General features: G+C 43.2%; 15 protein-coding genes. 13 read left to right on the forward strand and 2 right to left on the reverse strand.

Annotated elements, in window-relative coordinates:
* The first annotated feature begins 55 nt into the window (after positions 1-55).
* A complete protein-coding gene (locus tag MKY52_RS19960; RefSeq protein WP_341053000.1) occupies positions 56-1,456 on the forward strand; it encodes an MFS transporter in 1,401 nt (466 codons plus the stop codon).
* A 93-nt stretch (positions 1,457-1,549) separates the two neighbouring features.
* Entirely contained in the window at positions 1,550-2,842 is a 1,293-nt protein-coding gene (gene hcp, locus MKY52_RS19965) for a hydroxylamine reductase (RefSeq protein ID WP_042189677.1), read from the forward strand.
* A gap of 193 nt (positions 2,843-3,035) precedes the next feature.
* Here hcp and MKY52_RS19970 read toward each other — a convergent pair whose 3' ends face one another.
* Positions 3,036-3,926: a LysR family transcriptional regulator gene (locus tag MKY52_RS19970; protein ID WP_341053003.1), complete on the reverse strand. Its 891-nt coding sequence runs from the start codon at positions 3,924-3,926 to the stop codon at positions 3,036-3,038.
* Between the two features lie 174 nt (positions 3,927-4,100).
* Here MKY52_RS19970 and MKY52_RS19975 point away from each other — a divergent pair, with 174 nt between their 5' ends.
* Positions 4,101-4,679, forward strand: coding sequence for a sugar O-acetyltransferase (locus MKY52_RS19975; protein WP_341053006.1), 579 nt, complete (start codon positions 4,101-4,103; stop codon positions 4,677-4,679).
* 139 nt (positions 4,680-4,818) lie between these two features.
* Here the strand turns inward: MKY52_RS19975 and MKY52_RS19980 are convergent, their stop codons facing one another.
* Positions 4,819-5,292 (reverse strand): hypothetical protein, encoded by a 474-nt coding sequence (locus MKY52_RS19980; RefSeq protein WP_341053009.1) that lies wholly within the window; start codon positions 5,290-5,292, stop codon positions 4,819-4,821.
* Positions 5,293-5,561: 269 nt separating this feature from the next.
* Here MKY52_RS19980 and MKY52_RS19985 point away from each other — a divergent pair, with 269 nt between their 5' ends.
* The 10 genes from MKY52_RS19985 to MKY52_RS20030 all read left to right on the forward strand — a co-directional run bounded on the left by MKY52_RS19985 (position 5,562) and on the right by MKY52_RS20030 (position 18,190).
* Positions 5,562-6,839, forward strand: a complete 1,278-nt coding sequence (locus MKY52_RS19985) for a hypothetical protein (protein WP_341053011.1) — start codon at positions 5,562-5,564, stop codon at positions 6,837-6,839.
* A gap of 75 nt (positions 6,840-6,914) precedes the next feature.
* A complete protein-coding gene (locus MKY52_RS19990) occupies positions 6,915-7,325 on the forward strand; it encodes a DUF6855 family protein (protein ID WP_341053013.1) in 411 nt (136 codons plus the stop codon).
* Between the two features lie 182 nt (positions 7,326-7,507).
* Complete coding sequence (locus MKY52_RS19995) at positions 7,508-9,052, forward strand: flavocytochrome c (RefSeq protein WP_341053015.1); 1,545 nt, start codon at positions 7,508-7,510, stop codon at positions 9,050-9,052.
* Positions 9,053-9,207: 155 nt separating this feature from the next.
* Complete coding sequence (gene dcuS / locus MKY52_RS20000) at positions 9,208-10,815, forward strand: DcuS/MalK family sensor histidine kinase (RefSeq protein ID WP_341053017.1); 1,608 nt, start codon at positions 9,208-9,210, stop codon at positions 10,813-10,815.
* A complete protein-coding gene (locus tag MKY52_RS20005) occupies positions 10,812-11,519 on the forward strand; it encodes a response regulator (protein WP_341053019.1) in 708 nt (235 codons plus the stop codon). Before dcuS ends, MKY52_RS20005 begins: the two co-directional genes overlap by 4 nt.
* 179 nt (positions 11,520-11,698) lie before the next feature.
* Entirely contained in the window at positions 11,699-13,042 is a 1,344-nt protein-coding gene (locus tag MKY52_RS20010; protein ID WP_076299311.1) for a 2-hydroxycarboxylate transporter family protein, read from the forward strand.
* Positions 13,043-13,116: 74 nt separating this feature from the next.
* Positions 13,117-14,301 (forward strand): NAD(P)-dependent malic enzyme, encoded by a 1,185-nt coding sequence (locus tag MKY52_RS20015; RefSeq protein WP_341053021.1) that lies wholly within the window; start codon positions 13,117-13,119, stop codon positions 14,299-14,301.
* A 196-nt stretch (positions 14,302-14,497) separates the two neighbouring features.
* The gene (locus MKY52_RS20020; RefSeq protein WP_339265816.1) at positions 14,498-15,052 is read left to right on the forward strand and encodes a MarR family winged helix-turn-helix transcriptional regulator; all 555 of its coding nucleotides are present in this window, start codon (positions 14,498-14,500) and stop codon (positions 15,050-15,052) included.
* A gap of 108 nt (positions 15,053-15,160) precedes the next feature.
* Positions 15,161-16,969 (forward strand): ABC transporter ATP-binding protein, encoded by a 1,809-nt coding sequence (locus MKY52_RS20025; RefSeq protein ID WP_341053023.1) that lies wholly within the window; start codon positions 15,161-15,163, stop codon positions 16,967-16,969.
* 12 nt (positions 16,970-16,981) lie between these two features.
* Positions 16,982-18,190 carry an MFS transporter gene (locus MKY52_RS20030; RefSeq protein WP_341053026.1) on the forward strand — a complete coding sequence of 403 codons (1,209 nt, stop codon included), beginning with the start codon at positions 16,982-16,984 and terminating at the stop codon, positions 18,188-18,190.
* Positions 18,191-18,958: the final 768 nt, after the last annotated feature.

An 18,958-nucleotide genomic window follows, 5' to 3' on the forward strand; every position in this document is an offset into this window, starting at 1 on the left:
TCTACTTATAATTGTTAGTAATTCTTAGACAAATATGAGTGGGGACGGGATCAGTATGATTGTTGCAAAAAATACAGAGCTAGCGGGCACCCGCAGGCGGCGATTGGGTATGATGGCGGCTATTTGTATGGGAGCTTTTATTTCCCATTTTACAGCCGGAATTATGAATTTATCGCTTCCTTTTTTTATAAATCATTTTCAGACGGAGCTTGCGAAGGGTTTGTGGATCACAACAGGGTACCTACTAGTGATTACTGCGCTTCTCCCTGTGATGGGAAAACTGGGTGATCGTTATGGGTTTCGCCGCATTCATAATCTCGGATATGTGATTTTTACAGTTGGTTCGATCTTGGTCGCTTTTTCACCTAATCTGCCAATATTGCTTACGCTTAGAGTTGTGCAGGGCATAGGTGCTGCGATGTTCCAAGCAACGAATATTGCGCTCATCACCATCCATATGCCGAAAGAGAAACGAGGACATGCACTCGGAATTCTGAGTACGGCTGTCGCACTGGGCGGGATGACAGGCCCTATTGCGGGAGGGTTGATTGCGGAGTGGCTCAGCTGGCAGTGGCTATTTTTGATCCATGTTCCTGTGGCGATTGTGGCTACAGTTATGGCTTACCGGTACATTCCGAGCCGTGTGCAAGATCGTAAGTCGGGAACTGTCAGCATCGTGGGGGCTAGCTTGTTCATGATATGGATCACCTTGCTTCTTCTCGTGATAACAAATGGGAGCAAGTGGGGGTGGGTGTCTACGCAGACGATGGCGAGTTTGATGGGGTTTATCCTGCTGTTGGTCACGTTTCTATTATGGGAACGGAGGCAAAAGACACCTTTTCTACCTCTTCGGGCGCTGAGAATTCCTTCTGTGGCGGGTGGCTTGATCGTTAGCTGTGCCTCTTTTATTCTTTCTAATACCTTGCTTGTCCTTATTCCATTTTATTTGATGGGAGCAGCGGTTCAGTTTTCGTCCTCCACGACCGGTTACATTATGGCGGCTTATCCCATTGCATTGGCTTTTGCAGGTCCTCTTGCAGGCTACTGGTCCGATCGTTATGGTTCTCGTCGGCTGATGCTTATGGGGCTGAGTGCTATGGGAGGCGGGTTCGTCCTGTTGCTAGTATTTTTAGAGAATATCCCGGTCTATGGAATCGCTGCGATTCTATGTCTTATTGGACTTGGGATGGGGCTCATTGCTTCTCCGAATAATAGCTATATTATGCAGCAGACGCCTAAGGAACACGTAGGTTCAATTGGAGGAATAATTGCCTTAACACGAAATGCGGGGATGGTGTTTGGCTCAGCACTTGGACTTGGGATGGTGAGTGGAGAGATAGGGCAGGAAGATCAGCTACAGGCGTTCAAAATGGTTTTTGGGATTAATATTTTCATTTGTATAGGCGTTATTATAATGATGGTTGTTATCAATAGACGGCTATTTAAATCTGCTTGATCTAAAAAAATGTGTGTGTAATCACAACTCAAGGTTTGGTGTTCTGTTACGTTGAGAGTAACGAAAGATTATCTAAATATGGAGGATAACGATATGTTTTGTTACCAGTGTGAACAGACACCGACTGGCGGTTGCACCGTTGTTGGAGTATGCGGCAAAAATGAAACCATTGCGAGTTTACAGGACACGATGATTTTTGCCTTAAAAGGAATTGCAGCATATGCAACACATGCTCGGCAGCTAGGATATAGCGATCCTGAGGTGGATCGTATTACCCACGAAGCTTTGTACATGACCTTGACCAATTCCAACTTTAATACCCAGGAGCATTTGGAAATGGCGATGAAGGTTGGAGATGCGGCGGTTCGCGTCATGGATCTGCTGGATCGTGCGCATACGGATCGCTTCGGGATTCCACAACCAATCACAGTGAGCCAGAATAAAATTGAAGGTCAATGTATTGTGGTGACAGGGCATAACCTGTATGCACTCGAGGAATTGCTGCAGCAGACGGAAGGAAAGGGCATCAACATCTATACCCACTCGGAAATGCTACCTGCCCATGGCTATCCTGCGCTCAAGAAGTATAAACATCTGAAAGGCAACATCGGCAAAGCTTGGTACGATCAACGCAGACTTTTCGAGCAGTTTCCTGGTGCGATTCTTGCAACTACAAACTGTGTGATGCCGATTAAGGGTACGTATGCAGACCGCTTTTTCTCATATGAAGTAGCAGGACTAGAAGGTGTAGCGAAAATCACGAATGACGATTTCTCCCCCCTAATTAATCGTGCGTTGTCATTACCTGCGGCTGATGTAGAGTCAGATCTGGTACTTACGACAGGATATCATCATGAAACAGTAATCGGGCTAGCACCAGAGATCATTCAGGCTGTCAAAGATGGGCATATCCGCCGGTTTTTCGTCATTGCAGGTTGTGATGCGCCAGGTAAAGGTGGGAATTACTACCGCGAGTTGGCGACATCCTTACCGAACGATACCGTCATTTTAACCACTTCTTGCGGAAAATTCCGCTTTAATGACGTAGATTATGGAACTGTTGGAGACACAGGCATTCCGCGTTATATTGACCTTGGGCAATGTAATAATTCTGGTTCTACGGTGAAGATTGCTTTAGCTCTGGCTGAGGCATTTGATTGTACGGTGAACGAGCTGCCTGTCAGCATCGTGCTGTCCTGGTTTGAGCAAAAAGCGGTAGCCATTCTGCTTGGCTTGTTCAGTCTTGGCATTCAGGATATTCGTATCGGACCGAAACCGCCTGAGTTTATCTCAGATGGGGTGTTGGATGTGTTGGTAGAGCTTTTTGGGTTAAAGCTGATTACCACTGCTGAGGAAGATATGAACGCAATGTTGGCGTTGTCCTAGGTTAATCAGGGTGCTTAACACTTGAGACATATGGAGTGCTGTGTGTCATTGGTTAGGGCACAACATTTAATATTGTAAGACTAAGCTCAAGCTGAGAAAAAAGCTTGGGCTTTTCTTGCGTTTTGAAGACAAGCTAACATACAAACACACGTTACAACTGGGGGGATCGCTTTTCCAGGGTTATTGTCTACAGTTATGAATTGTATATTTTTATATTGTTTCGTAGCTGAGCTAAAAATTTATTTGCTGCATTAGAAAACACTTGATGTTTTTTCCAGATAATATTTAAATTAGCCTCTAATTTGGGGTTTAAAGGTTTAAAGCAAAGCTTGCTATCTCCTGATGTATTAATAAGTTTATCCAAGCATAATGCATATCCAATATTTTCCTCTACCATTCGTGCAGCATTGTAAAGTAGATTATAAGTTGCGACAATATTGAGATCCTCAATATTCGCTCCAAACCATCCTGTGAATTCGTTACTGACAGCAGTTTGACGTGAAATTAACAGTGGTTTATCTATTAAATCTATTGGCTGGATGAACTGCTTGTACGCTAGAGGACTATCTTTGCGCATTAAAACACCCCAAACATCAGTAGCAGGTAATTTTATATAATCATATTTTTGTTTATCTGTGGGTTCTATGACAATGCCGAAGTCTAATAATCCACTGTCTAACCTGCTAGTAATATCGTCAGCATTACCACTGTATAAATCAAATCGAATACTTGGATAATGTTCAAGTAATTCTTTTGATGCTTTGGCAATGAAATTCATAGCTTCTGTTTCACCACCACCAATGTAAATTTCTCCGCTAATCAGTTCTTTTGATTCTTTAAAACTGGCTTCGGTTTTATCTACTAGCTCAACGATTTCCTTCGCTTTTTTAAATAAGTACTTCCCTTCATCTGTTAAAGTAATTTTCCGATTACCTCTTTCAAATAAAGTTGCTCCTAATTCCATTTCAAGGTCTTTTAATTGTCTTGATAATGTAGGTTGAGACAAATGCAGCTGTTTTGAAGCAGCCGATATATTCTCTTCATTCGCTACAGCAATGAAATAGCGTAATACACGAATTTCCATAACAGTCTCCTTATTATATCTATGCTTAAAAAGCATAAGAGTGTATTTGGTATAAGTATTAGTCATTTGAATCATATCAACTTATGATGTGAATGAAAAGGGATGTGAGCAAGGTCGCTAACATATGAACCTCATTATCAGAAGTATAATTAAATTGGGCTGGTGATTTTAAAAATGGAGATGAAAGAATTTATTGATTTATGTAAGAAGGGAAATTCAATTTCGGGTGAGGATAAAGAATTGCATGGACTATTAACTCAATGCAGTTATCAAGCTCAAAAGATCACCATGGAATTGAATACATCCTATCATTCAAAAGAAGAAATAGTGGAGATTTTTAGTGAACTTACAGGCAATAAAGTTGATTCGTCGTTTATGTGTTTTCCGCCGTTTTATACAGACTTTGGGAAAAATATCACTGTAGGGAAGAATGTGTTTTTCAACACAGGCTGTTCCTTCCAAGATAGAGGTGGAATTACTATAGGGGATGGTACAATGATTGGTATGAATGTCACGATTGCTACTCTTAATCATGGATTACCTTTAGAAACGAGAAATGTAACCTATTCATCTCCAGTTATCATTGGAGACAATGTATGGATTGGGTCAAACGCTACCATACTGCCCGGGGTGACGATTGGAGATAACTCTGTTGTTGCGGCAGGAGCAGTTGTCACTAAAGATGTTCCAGCGAATACTGTCGTTGCAGGAGTACCGGCAAAAGAGCTTAAAAAAATTATTAACAATTTGTAATACATCTTAAAAACTCAAGCGTAATGCCGCTTGAGTTTTTTTATTCATGCATATGGCATTTCGTTGGTAGGTAATCCAGGCACACAAGCCAAAACGATCATAAAAAAGATTCCCATCAGTGATTACTGGCGGGGTTTTGTTATATGATCATCCCCATTTCACGGAGTCTATCTTTAATTTTCTTTAAACGAGCTTCTTTTTCGGTAGCTTCACTTAATACCTCCAAAGATGTTTCGTTATACTTCTTTATAATCCTCTTTAAAGTTAATTCTTTTATTTCCTTTTTACTCTGCATTGTAATACGAGGGACAATGGTATGGTTTTCAATGGTCTTGGGATCTGCAGAAATTCGTTCTAGTAAACGAAGTAGAAGCATCAGTCTTTTGTGCCCCAACCTCGGAACTTGGTATAGTTTTTTCCATGTAGAATTTAGTAGATGATCAAGGTTTGTATATCCCTTGGAGTATAGAGCATTTATGAGGCCCGTTAAATTTGGTCCCTGCTCTTCTGCATAAGCAACAGTTACAATACAAGCAATATCCTTACTATAAAGATACGCTGGAAGCGGGTAAAATTGTATTAATGCTGCATTTCCATCGATGATGTCATTCATGATGATTTACCTCCATTAAAATATTTGGTCATTATTCACGTATAGAATTCTGGTGAAGGTTGTGCAAAGTATTATTACACTCTGCATTATTAAAACCCAAGCTACTGATCATTTTCTGAACAACATCAAAACCCATTGCATGAGCTTGTAGAATATTCAGAAGATTTTACTATTTAATAAGTAACAATCGACGCCAATATTCGCAGCTGCGTTTCATAATCAACGCTAAGTAATGGTATGATGTAGGCATCAATTTTATGGGGTGCACTATGATGGATATTCGAATCAAAGAACTGCTTGATGCCACACAGCAAAAATATGGGTTGGACAACTACTACTTACACTCTCATGAAATTTATCGCGACGTTACGATTCTGGGAGAGACCAACTATTTTCTTAGTATGGAATGGTTTCCTGCTCATATTAAGGAATGGAAGGGCGATTACAATCCGGAAGGAACTGCCGTCATCACGATTGACCTACAATCCCGTAACTATAAAAGTGTGATTTTTGTTGGCGGGAAATCTTATGCGAATGAGACACCATTCCAAAATATAGATTTTAACGGAGTCATCCGGTGGATTGAAGCTGAGGCAAGGGTATTATACGGTAAACACTTCCACTTAGAGAAGGAACAGAATGGTGAATATCATTTTATTGAAAAAATAGGTAGCATACCAGTCATTCCTGGTGGACGGATCGAGCTTCGCTTCGATGCGGAAGGCAGGCTTGTTTTTTACAGTGTATATGGCCAGTTTCCTTCCAGCTCCCTTCTGCACAAAGAGAACTATACTCTCACACTTCAAACGATAGAGCCACAGGCGAGGAAACAACTACAGCTTATAGAATATCCGGTGTACGAGACGAAGCAACTCCTGCCGATCTATGGGATAGAAGAAATCTACATTTCAAATGACGGAACAACCACCATCCCATTTGAGTTTATATCAGGTACGAGAGCACGACTGAATATTGATCAAGTAATACATTGGGAGCAACAGAATACGGAGCTGGAGCCGTTCGAAAGGACGGAGATACGCCTACTTGAGGTAGTTTCCATTGAGCAGGCAATAGCTAGTGAGCCGCATCCGGACTCATTTCCTATCACAGACGCAGAACAAGCCGAATGTATAGCCGCAGTCGAAGCTGTTTTAAGCCAGCTCTATCCGGATGAATCCGGAGAATGGATATTGAAGACTTTTCAACGGGAAAGAGGACATATTCAGGCAACACTGAGGATGAAGGCGCCAAGTAATCGTATATTCCAGCGTAAGATCCTCCTGTTCATCGATGTGCAGAATTATAAGGTTATAAATTATATGGATAACATGCCAATGCTCGATATGTTTGATGAGTTCAAGAGCGAAGAGGAAATTGCTGTAAGCCATGACGAAGCTTATGACAAGCTCAAGGGATGGTTCGAATTAACACCCGTCTATGTGTATGATCCTGGGCAGATGAAGCATGTGCTGTGCGGGAAGTTAGATTGTAATTATGCTGTGAAGGCCACTAGTGGAGATGTGGTGGAGTTGAGTAGTTTGGAATGATAGTGCAAGGTGATGCAAATATAATAAAATGATTAGAACTTACTAATTTTGTGAGTAACTTTGGGAGTTGAAAATATGTCGACAGCTACAGGTACCAAGGAAAATCCTTGGAAATTAAAGACACCACCGCAAACATCCGAGTATGAAATGTACAAGGTCGAAAAAGACGGTAAAGAAATTATAGTTTGCACTGTAGGGAAAACGGTTTTGCATTATGACTACCGCTGTATTGAAGATCTGCACGCCATGCTTATACAAAATGGTGATTGGATGGAGTTAGGAAGTGCTGATGAGCAAAAACCAGCAAAAGAAGGTACCGTTGAAGCATGGGGGCGTTCACCTGAAAACCCTGTCGGCGGTTGGTATGGATTAAAGAAGGGACTTCGGGGGCGATTCGGAATGTATATCCCACCGTTGCTCGAAGAATTGGGTCTTGCGGAAGTAGAGCATAATCCAAGAAACAATCGGATGAAAGCGATCTTGTAAACGAAGGAGAGCCTAAAGGCTCTTCTTTTTTTGAGCCATGCCCCTAACCGGCGGTCTTTCGTACACATTGCAGTGATTAATTTAGTTACAAAACGTTTTTTTTAGTTACATAAACTTTCAAGAGCAGGGCCTTTGCCGTTAAGCTGATTGTAAAAATATTCACAAGGGGGCAAAGCTATAACATGAATAAAAAAGTAACCACTGCTCTTATTCTCGTTCTCTCAGTCATGCTTGTTATCACAGGATGTGGCAACAGCAACAGCAGCAATGGAAACGGGAACAAGAACACCAGCAAGAACACCAGCAAGATCAACGAGACAAAGGAAACTGAAGCCGTTTCGGGAGCATCCAAAGCTAGCTATACACCGTACGATCAACTAAAAGATAAATATGACATCATCATTATCGGTGCAGGCGGTGCCGGAATGTCTGCTGCACTTGAGGCGAGAGCAAAAGGGATGAACCCGGTTATTTTTGAAAAAATGCCGGTTGCCGGCGGGAATACAACAAAATCATCTTCGGGAATGAATGCTTCTGAAACAAAATTCCAAAAAGAGCAAGGCATTGAAGACAGCAATGATCTCTTTTATGAAGAGACCTTAAAAGGTGGCCATGATACGAACGATAAAGAGATGCTTCGTTTCTTCGTAGACAATTCCGCAAGTGCGATTGATTGGCTGGATTCTATCGGGATTAGATTGAATAATATCACGATTACAGGCGGGATGAACGAAAAACGTACACACCGTCCTGAAGATGGCTCTGCAGTAGGACAATACCTTGTCAAAGGTTTGGTGAAAAACGTACAAGAACAAGGCATTCCCCTTTTTGTTAACGCCAATGTCAAAGAAATTACCGAAAAAGACGGTAAGGTCAATGGCGTCAAAGTCATCTTTGACCAAACGGAGGAGAAAACGATTACAGCGTCTGCTGTCGTGGTGACAACCGGCGGTTTCGGCGCTAATCTAGATATGATTTCAGGAGTCAGATCTGATTTGGAGGGGTACGTTACCACCAACCAGCCGGGCAGCACCGGTGACGGTATCAAGATGATTGAGAAGCTCGGCGGTACCACAGTCGATATGGATCAAATCCAAGTTCACCCGACTGTGCAGCAGGAAAAATCCTATCTCATTGGGGAGGCTGTTCGTGGGGAAGGAGCGATCCTGGTTTCAAGTGTGGGCAAACGTTTCACAAACGAACTGGATACAAGAGATAATGTCACCGCTGCAATCAATAAGCTTCCTGAGAAATCTGCGTTTCTTGTATTTAATTCCGGCGTAAAATCTCGCGCTAAAGCGATTGAACAATATGAAAAAATGGGCTTCGTTATCCAAGGAGATTCGATCGAGGCTTTGGCAACAAAAATGGACGTACCGGCAGATCAGTTGAAAACCACACTGGACAGCTGGAATAGCGCGGTGACGAATAAACAGGATGCCGACTTCGGCAGAACAACCGGAATGGATAATGACTTGTCCGGCGCGCCATATTATGCAATTAAAATCGGCCCGGGAATTCACTACACGATGGGAGGCGTGAAAATCAACACCAACACAGAAGTTTTAAATAAAGACGGACAACCGATTCCAGGCCTTTTTGCAGCAGGAGAAGTTACCGGAGGCTTGCATGGTCAAAACCGGATCGGCGGTAACTCTGTTGCGGAAATCATTATTTTCGGCCGCCAAACGGGTATAAAATCCGCTGAATTCGTAAAAGCACAATAAGTTATCCCCCTGTCTCTTTTCGGCTAGGCAAACAAACGCTTGGGCTCATCTTAGCCATGCGTTTGTTGTTTTATTATAACAGTGTAGCGTATAAGGTCATAGCCAGCCTTGCACGTATACGTTAGAATGAAGAAAAATTTCCGGAGGGACAGCTGTTGAAAATTGGCAAACACACACTTCGGCTGCAAACAACAATTACTTTGATGATTGGTGCAGTTCTTATCATAATGCTGCTAGTGGTCTATGTGCTATTTAGTATAAAGGTTTCCTCACAAACAAAATCCTCGTTGGAACAAAAGGCTGTGATCATTTCCCGTACGTTATCGCGTAACCCTCTAATTATTGAAGCGTTAAACAAATCACGGAGCTCGTCTGAATTGCAAAGCTACACTGAGGAAATCCGATTGTTGAACAATGTGGAATTTGTTGTGGTCATGGATATGAATGCGATCCGATATTCCCATCCGGACAAGGACAAAATTGGTAAGCATTTTATCGGTGGCGACGAAGCCGCAGTCTTGCAGGGGCAGGAAAGCATTTCGGAAGCCGAGGGTTCTTTGGGCCCATCTGTAAGAGCGTTTTCACCTGTCTTTTCTGCAAGCGGGAAACAATTAGGAGCGGTGGCAGTAGGGATATCACTGGGAAACATCAGACTTGCCATAAGAGAGAACGTGGGAATCCTTTATTGGGGATTGCTTATAGGCAGTCTAATAGGGGCTGCGGGAGCATTTCTATTGGCACGTGTTATCAAAAAAATGATGTTTGGCATGGAACCGGCCGCTATTGCTAAGCTTTTGGAAGAGCGCAACTCCATGCTACAGTCAGTTAGGGAGGGAGTCATTGCCGTTGATAAAGAGTCACGTATTACTTTGATTAATACAGAAGCCAGGCGTTTGCTTGCAGCCATTGGCATGCAGGATGATCCTTTGAACCAGTCGGTGGAGAGCTTTTGGCCATCACTACGGATGAATACAGTGCTCAAAACCGGTGAAGCCAGCCAGGACTTGGAGGTGGAGCATAACGGTGTTACGTTACTGGCAAACGTGGTTCCCATTCATGTAAAGGGAGCTGTAGAAGGTGCAATTGCTACATTCCGTGATAAGACGGAGATCAGCATACTTATGGAAAGGTTATCTGGCATCTCCTTATATGCCGAGGCATTGCGTGCCCAGGCACATGAGTTTATGAACAAGCTGCATGTAATATTAGGATTAACACATATGAAAAGGTATGATCGGTTGGAGGCGTATATAACAAGTACTGTCACAACAACACAGGCAGAGATGGGAACGGTGGTGAGACAAGTGAAGGACCCTGTGATGGCGGGATTTCTATTGGGTAAGCTGAGCCGGGCCAGAGAAGCCGGAGTTCAACTGGTGCTTCTGGAGGATGGGGTCCTGCCGGAGCCTAGCGATCCGGAACGCTCCTGCCAACTCATTACGATAGTCGGTAATCTTTTGGATAATGCAATGGAAGCGCCGGAAGGTAGAGGCAGCAAATATATTCATTTCAGCTTTCAATATCAGGATAAGACGCTGATAGTTACGGTTAGCGATAATGGAAGCGGTATCCCAGATGAGAAATTGCCGTATATTTTTCAACAGGGGTATTCGACAAAAGGAAATGACCGAGGCATCGGCTTGTATCTGGTTGAGCGGAGCCTTAAAGCTATGGGAGGTAAGATTGTTTGTGAAACAGGAAAGGGAGAAGGGGCTCGATTTACGGTTAGTTTACCCTATCGAGCAAAGAGTGATGGTCAATGATTAGTGTATTGATTGTAGAAGATGATCCGATGGTAGCCGAGATGAATAAATTCTATTTGGAGCAAGTGGAAGGTTTTCAGTGTAAAGGCTGGGCAAAATCAGTGGGTGAAGCTCTGATCAAATTGGCAGATGAGTCTTTCGAGCTGATTCTGCTGGATATTTACATGAAAGAGAGCAATGGATTGGAACTGCTGTCCGCTCTCCGTCGAGGCAGCAAACGAATAGATGTGATTATCATTTCGGCTGCGAGCGATAAGGACAGTATCCGAGACGCGCTTCAGAACGGTGCAGTGGATTACCTTATTAAACCGTTTGAGTTTCAACGCTTTCTCGCAGCCCTTTCCGCCTACAAGGAGCAGCATTTTCTGTTCCGCAATCAGGATTCCCTGGATCAGTCTGAACTAGATAAGCTAACCGGGTATAGGAAAGAGCCCTCGGCCGTTCAGGATTTATCCAAGGGTTTTACCCGGCATACATTGCGGACGGTCTGGAAAGCGGTGGAGACCCATAATGCAAATTCCTTTAGCACTGAAGAGATTGCAGTTAGTTCCGGAATCTCGCGGGTTTCGGTCGGGAAATATCTTGCCGTCCTCGCAGATATGGGAGCGCTGAACAGTGAGTTGACCTATGGCACCATAGGAAGACCTGTACAGCGATATCGCATGTCTTCCCGCGGCAGTTCTGTGATTTCTAAATTCATATAATTTTTTGGAGTGGGCCGCCGGTTCCGTGTTTTTATAAGGAATCGGCGGTTTTTGATTGCATATTTTTGATAGCGCTTACTTTAATAATTTTCATAATTCAATCAATAATTACGTAAAAACAAAAGCGCTTTCATTTCCGCTACTATAAGGCTAGAAAAGAGTTTAGGAGGAAATGAAAAATGCAAAATACGATTCCATCACCTGTTTCCAAAGGAAAGGAAGGTCCCCTGCCAGAAAAGGCTGCCTTCATTCAAAAATGTAAGCAATTTAAGGTGGGTGTCTTTCCGCTCCCTGTGTATCTAGCTCTGGCAGTGGTCATTCTTCTTGCGAGTGTGGCGGGGAAGCTACCGAATGACATGATTGGTGGGTTCGCTGTCATTATGGTTCTGGGTATTCTGTTGAGTGATATTGGTATGAAGCTTCCCTTGTTGAAAAATATAGGCGGCCCCGCAATCATGGCCCTTATGATCCCATCCCTGTTGATTTATTTGAATTTGTTCAACTCTACTGTGACAGACGCTGTCACCACATTGATGAAAGAGGCCAACTTCCTGTACTTGTACATCTCCATCCTGGTGAGTGGTAGTATGCTCGGCATGCACCGCAAAACATTGGTAGCGGGTATTACGCGGATCTTCATCCCGCTGATCGTCGGGACGATTGCAGCGGTTCTCGGCGGACTACTGGTAGGAACGCTCACAGGTTATAGCATGTATCATACTTTCTTCTTTATTATCGTACCGATCCTTGGCGGTGGAATCGGTGAAGGGATTCTTCCTCTCTCGATTGCATACTCAAGCATTCTGGGTGGACACGAAGCGGGTTATTACGTATCGCAGATGATCCCGTCGGCAATTATCGGCAACGTATTCGCCATCATTGTGGCGGGCTTCCTGAAACGTCTGGGCGAGAAAAAGCCCCATCTAAGCGGTAACGGTACACTAGTCAAATCCGGTGACGATCTACAGCATGACAATCCGGATAACAAACCCAAAGATTTCATGATGATGGGTGCGGGACTTCTGATCGCATGCAGTTTCTTCATTGTTGGGGCATTGCTTGCAGATTATGTAGGGATACCCGGACCGATTGTCATGATTCTGATGGCTGTACTGATCAAATGTGTCAAGGCGCTTCCCGAAAGATTCGAAAATGGGGCTTACCAGTTGTATAAGTTCGTTGCTGGTAACCTGACATGGCCGCTCATGGTAGGTTTGGGCATGCTATACGTTCCTCTGAAGGATGTAGCTGCCATTATCTCTCTACCGTATGTGCTGACGTGCCTCGCCATCGTCTTCAGCATGGTGGTTTCCGGCTATTTTGTGGGAAGAAAAATCAATATGTACCCTGTCGATGCGGCAATTGTAACCGTCTGCCATAGCGGCTTGGGTGGAACCGGAGATGTAGCCATTCTCTCTGCCTCCAATCGTATGCAGCTCATGCCATTTGCCCAGATCTCCACCCGGATCGGCGGCGTCAGCACTGTTATTGTGGCAACTATTCTATTGCGGTTTTGGAGCTGATTAGGATGGATGTCAAGCATACGGCCAGAAAGCTTATAGAGAAAAATATATTGCAATTAACAGGAGGAACAGTAATGAAAATAATGGATGAAGTAATGAAGATGCATGTCGGCGGCAAGCTGGAGACAGGCTTGAAGAACCCTATTCGAAGCATGGAGGATTTATCCAAGGTATATACACCCGGAGTAGCTAAAGTGTGTCAGGCTATCGCCGCAGACCAAAATAAAGCATACGAATATACGATTAAGAAAAATTCGGTTGCGGTCGTTAGTGACGGAACAGCTGTACTCGGACTTGGCGATATCGGTCCCAAAGCAGCCATGCCGGTCATGGAAGGCAAAGCAGCGTTGTTCAAACAGTTTGCAGATGTGGACGCTTTCCCAATCTGCCTGGATACAAAAGATACCGAGGAAATTATCGCGATTGTCAAAGCAATCGCCCCTACCTTCGGAGGCATTAATCTCGAAGATATTTCTTCGCCACGTTGCTTTGAAATTGAAGCGAGACTTAAGCAGGAGCTCGATATTCCAGTCTTCCACGACGATCAGCATGGAACGGCGATTGTGGTACTGGCTGGAATTTTGAATGCGTTAAGAGTATGCAACAAGGACATTAAGAATGTGAAGATAGTGGTGAACGGTATTGGAGCCGCCGGTATCGCCGTATCCAAGATGCTCCTGCATGCCGGTGCTGTAAATTTGATCGGTGTGGACCGCCAGGGTGCAATTAACCGTGCTGTCCATTACGATAAATCGCATTGGAGCGAGTTTGCACTAATTACGAATCCTTATCTGGAGATAGGTTCCTTATCTGAAGTTATTCAGGGTGCTGATGTATTTATCGGACTATCCGCCCCCGGTGCCTTAAAGCTAGGTGATGTAAAAAGAATGGCTGCTGATCCGATTGTATTTGCCATGGCCAATCCTACTCCGGAGATTGATCCTGAAATTGCCGCGCCTTACGTTAAGGTTATGGCGACAGGGCGCTCCGATTTTCCTAACCAAATCAATAATGTTCTCTGTTTTCCCGGTATTTTTCGTGGAGCCCTTGACTGTGGCGCCACTGAAATCAATGAAGATATGAAACTGGCTGCTGCAGAGGCGATATCTTCAGTAATTGACGCCAGTGATCTTCATGAAACTTATATTATGCCGAATGCGTTTGATCCACGGGTAGTGGAGCGTATCCGGGAAGCGGTTATTCGAGCGGCGCTCAAGAGTGGTGTGGCAAGAATAGGTATGTTAATGGAAAGCAATTAAAGCTGTATAAACATCCGATCCGGATTATTCATAAATTAGTTTTTCGGAGTTCTGTGCATATCTCGAATACATGATGTTAGGTAACTCTGCCTCTAGAGTTACCTTTGTTTTTTTATCTGGTTTGCAAAAATAAAAGAAATCAGTTATATTCAATGTAATTAGATAATCTAACTATAGGAGTAAGGAGGTATACAAATTGAAAAGAAAGCCTGCCAAGGAATATACGACCGAGCAACAATTACCGAGACTTGGAACATCGCCTTATTTGAAGTTGATGGAGCGTACAGCCTCATCCGATACCAATCTAAATTCTGCGCACCTGGGCCTAATTATGCTCTGGCTGGGAGATAACATTTTAGACATGGTGGATATTGATTTAGCTGCTTTTGACATCACGGAGAGCAAGCTGGATCTATTACTCCTATTATCTCTTCACGCAGATCAGGAATTGGTTACACCTTCATCCTTAGCAGACCGATTGGGTATTCGCCGATCGTCCGTAACGGCCTTGTTAATATGGCTGGAGAAAAGAAATTTGATTGTTCGTGAACCGTATGCCAAGGATGGCCGTATGACTCACGTTCGTATTAGCGCTGAAGGCAGTACGCTTGTGAATCAAATATTGCCTACGTTCTGGTCTACTTGCGCATCCCTTGTTGATGAATTAGATAAAGAGGAGCAAGCGGTGTTCCAAAAAGTATTGGTTAAACTAAATGCAAGCTTAGAAAAACGACTTGGATCGGGGAGATAATTTTTTTGGTCATATAGTTAGATAATCTAATTACATCAATTCAGAGGTGGATATGATCTGATTTGATAACCGTGATGGATATTACAACATGAAGGTATGTGATGCAAAATGAAACAAACTCAGCATTCAGGGGACCCGCAGCAGAGTCGTGAGCAGCATTTTATATCGCTGCGCATCATGTTTAAGGAGATGTTCTTGCACACAAGGTCGCAATGGGTCTTTCTTATGCTTGGTGCCGTCACAGTGATAGCCATTTCCATTCTTGAATTTATGATCCCTCAGTTAACTAAAGAGATCATAGATCAAATCATCCCTGAAAAAAGGTATTACGCGCTATTCGAAACGGGAGGTCTTATCCTGCTAGCTGCATTGCTGTTGGGGATATTTAACTTCAGTAGCAGTTATGTAATGACAATTGTTAGTCAGAAGGCAATTTTCCAGTTGCGAAACAAATTGCATAAACACACATTAAGTTTGGATTTGAAATTTTTTGACCGAAATCGGACCGGGGATCTTATGGCAAGGTTAACGAGTGATGTAAATCAACTACAGGAACTGGTTTCAGCCGATAGCCTGTCCATTATAGCGGATGTCATAACCTTCGCTGCGATCGTGGGGTACTTATTATATACGGACTGGCAACTAGCATTAATTACACTTATAACCCTGCCTTTTTTATTTATAACATCACGATATTTCAGCCTGCGCATTAAGAGTGCCTATAGAGCGGTACGTCACATATCAGCTCAGTTAAACAACTCACTTCAAGATACGTTGTCAGGCATACGGATGATCAAGTCTTTTGCAAGTGAAGATGCGGAAGCTAAGCAGTTCGAGGCATTGAGCGAACAGCATCGGATAGCCACAGTCTTTGCTTCAAGGTTATCGGGAACTTTCTCGCCAATTATCGATTGGCTGAATTATGTAGGTATGACGTTGGTGCTTCTGTTCGGAGCGTGGCAGGTTATGCATGGGAATATGTCCGTTGGTGATATCGTAGCTTACTTAGCTTACTTGCGTTTGTTGCAAGCGCCCATCCGTTCCTTTAGCAGAATGATTACCAAAGTGCAGCAATCGGCAGCAGCATTCGAGCGCATTCAAGAAGTCTTAACAACCGTTCCAGAGGTTTACGATAAGGAAGGAGCGATTGTTCTACCGCCCGTAAAAGGACAAATTGTGTTTGATGATGTTGAATTTGCATATGAAGAAGGACATCCCATTCTACAAAACTTCCAATTGCAGATTCCATGTAACCAAACTACGGCTTTGGTTGGTTCGTCAGGATCAGGAAAGTCAACGATTGCTTATTTGATTGCCCGTTTGTACGACGTTCAGCGAGGAGACATTTATATTGACAGTTATCCGTTAACGGAAGTGACGGTGAAGTCGCTTCGTCATCAGATGGGGATCGTATCTCAGGACGTAATTCTCCTCAATGGCACGATACGTGAAAATATTGCGTACGGTAAACCTCAGGCCACAGAAGATGAGATCAAAGCGGCTGCCCATGCCGCAAACGCCCACGAATTTATTTCAGCCTTTCCAATGGGCTATGATACGCCCATCGGGGAAAGAGGGGCCAAGCTTTCCGGAGGACAAAAGCAAAGATTGTCAATAGCCAGAGCTTTCTTGACCAATCCTCGCATTCTTATTTTGGACGAAGCTACGGCTGCTCTGGATACGGAATCTGAACAACATATTCAGCATGCGTTATCTGTGCTTCTTCCAGGTCGAACTTGTCTGGTTATCGCCCACCGTCTTTCCACGATTCAAAATGCCGATCAAATTGTTGTATTGGAGCATGGACAGATTGTGGAGTTGGGAAATCATGAAGACCTACTCCGGCGAAATGGGCGATACAAGGAACTATATGAGATGCAATTTCCAACGAAATCTTCCTTCGAACAAATTTTATAATTGAGGTGTAATATGAATAATTCAATCAATTCTACGGGTGCAACTAGAAATTATACGCTTATGACCATGATTCTTTGTTGGACCGGCCTTGTTGTCATGTCCAGTCTATACGTAACGATTCCGCTAATTACATTGTTTGCACAGCTTTTTGAAATTTCCACGACGAATGCTGCCGCTGCGGGAAGTACTTTTTCGATAGGCTTTGCCATTGGTTGCTTAATCTATGGCGCGCTGTCCGATAAATACGGACGGAAGACAGTTATATTTGCAGGGCTCCTTTTCCTGGCATTGATTTCATTAATTCTGGGAACGGTTCACAGCTTTGCATGGATTTTAGCTTTAAGAGGACTACAGGGAGCAGCAGCAGCAACCTTCTCTCCAGTAGCACTTGCCTATGCGGTTGAGATGTATCCAGCGGAAAAACGGGTAACTACCATTGGTTTTATCAGTACAGGATTTCTGATTGCAGGTATTGTAGGTCAAGTGGCTAGTAGTATGCTCAGTGAGCATTATGGCTGGAACGCAGTTTTTTATATTCTTGCCGTTGTTTATGCGTTGACCGCTATATTAGTGTTTTTCTTCCTTCCCAAAGGAGGTATCCAGCAGGCACATGCTAATATCTGGGAGCCTATTAAGCAAATTGGCAAAGTGTTTGTTCAAAAACAATTGGTGTTATGTTATCTAGTGGCATTCGTTCTGCTTATGTCTTTTGTAAGCATGTATACAGTACTGGGTAACTATCTAAGCTCAGCTCCATTTGAGCTAAGCAAGCAAGAAATTCTTTCTGTCCGTTTTGTCGGCATATTAGGTATGCTCGTTTCTCCATTCGCGGGAAGAATATCCAAGCGTGTCGGCGTAGGTATAACGCTTCGCGGTGGATTGCTGCTAGCGATCATTGGTTTGGGGTCTATGGGGATGATTTCTAATCTGCCACTTCTTATTGTGATGAGCATCCTTTTTGTGGCGGGGATCGCACTAGCCGTTCCTTCACTTGTTTCGCTTGTTGGGCAAGTGGGCGGCAAGATGCGCGGGATAGCTGTATCTGTATATACTTTTATATTGTTTACAGGCACAAGCTTTGGTCCGATTATCTCTCTTCAATTGATGAATCATGCAAGTTATTTAATTACGTTTCTTCTATTGGCATGTATTTTGTGCATTGGGTTGATAGCAGCATGTCTTATTCATCATGAGGAAGCAGGGGAGTTAAACAGCCAGTAAATTTGTGATCAATAAACAAAAGACGATGAAATGACATGACGCCGCCTACATTTATCGCATTTGTTATTCCTGCTTCAACCGAAGGTGGCATTTAAGCCAAGTCAAAATTGATTTGAAGGAGAGAATTGAAATGACATAACAAAATGGTTTTATATGAAAATGGCTTTTTAAGAAAACCTACAGTAGATGAAATAGAGCGCATCTGCACTGTGGTTTGGGAAGATTAAATTTAACCATTTATGGGTGGGAAACTCGTCCAATTACTCTTTTTACTCTGAAGTCACGTGAGGCGCGCGATGTGGTCTGGAGAAGCTCATGTCCAAATAGACATGGGTTTTTCTTATCTTTGTAGAGTATATCTATTGGATATAGCTAGTTGTTGACCTACACGTACTTGTTATTGATGGGGTGTTTGTGTGATTCAATTATAAATTATTTCCAGATTATAGTATGAAGCTGAAACTGCCGCGTACTTTATACATTTATAACTTTGGGAAATCTGCTGAAATACTTAAAGAAGTCGGAGAATGTACTCGTACAAAGTGATATAAAAACAAGCCGGAGCGCATGTTGGGCAGCGCACTGGCTTGTTTTTATTTGTGAAGTTTCATCCTGCTCGTTCGTAAGATAAATTCATTCTTGCTATAAGTTGTAATGAAAGATATATTAACGATTTTATTACCAATACTCGGAATCGATTTGATAAAGTGAACCTAAATCATTTGGCATAGTAAAAAAAGAATACCAAATAACCCAACATGAGCAAAG

Origin of the sequence: Paenibacillus sp. FSL P4-0184, from assembly GCF_038004625.1 — a bacterium.
Taxonomy (GTDB): Bacteria; Bacillota; Bacilli; order Paenibacillales; family Paenibacillaceae; genus Paenibacillus_AQ.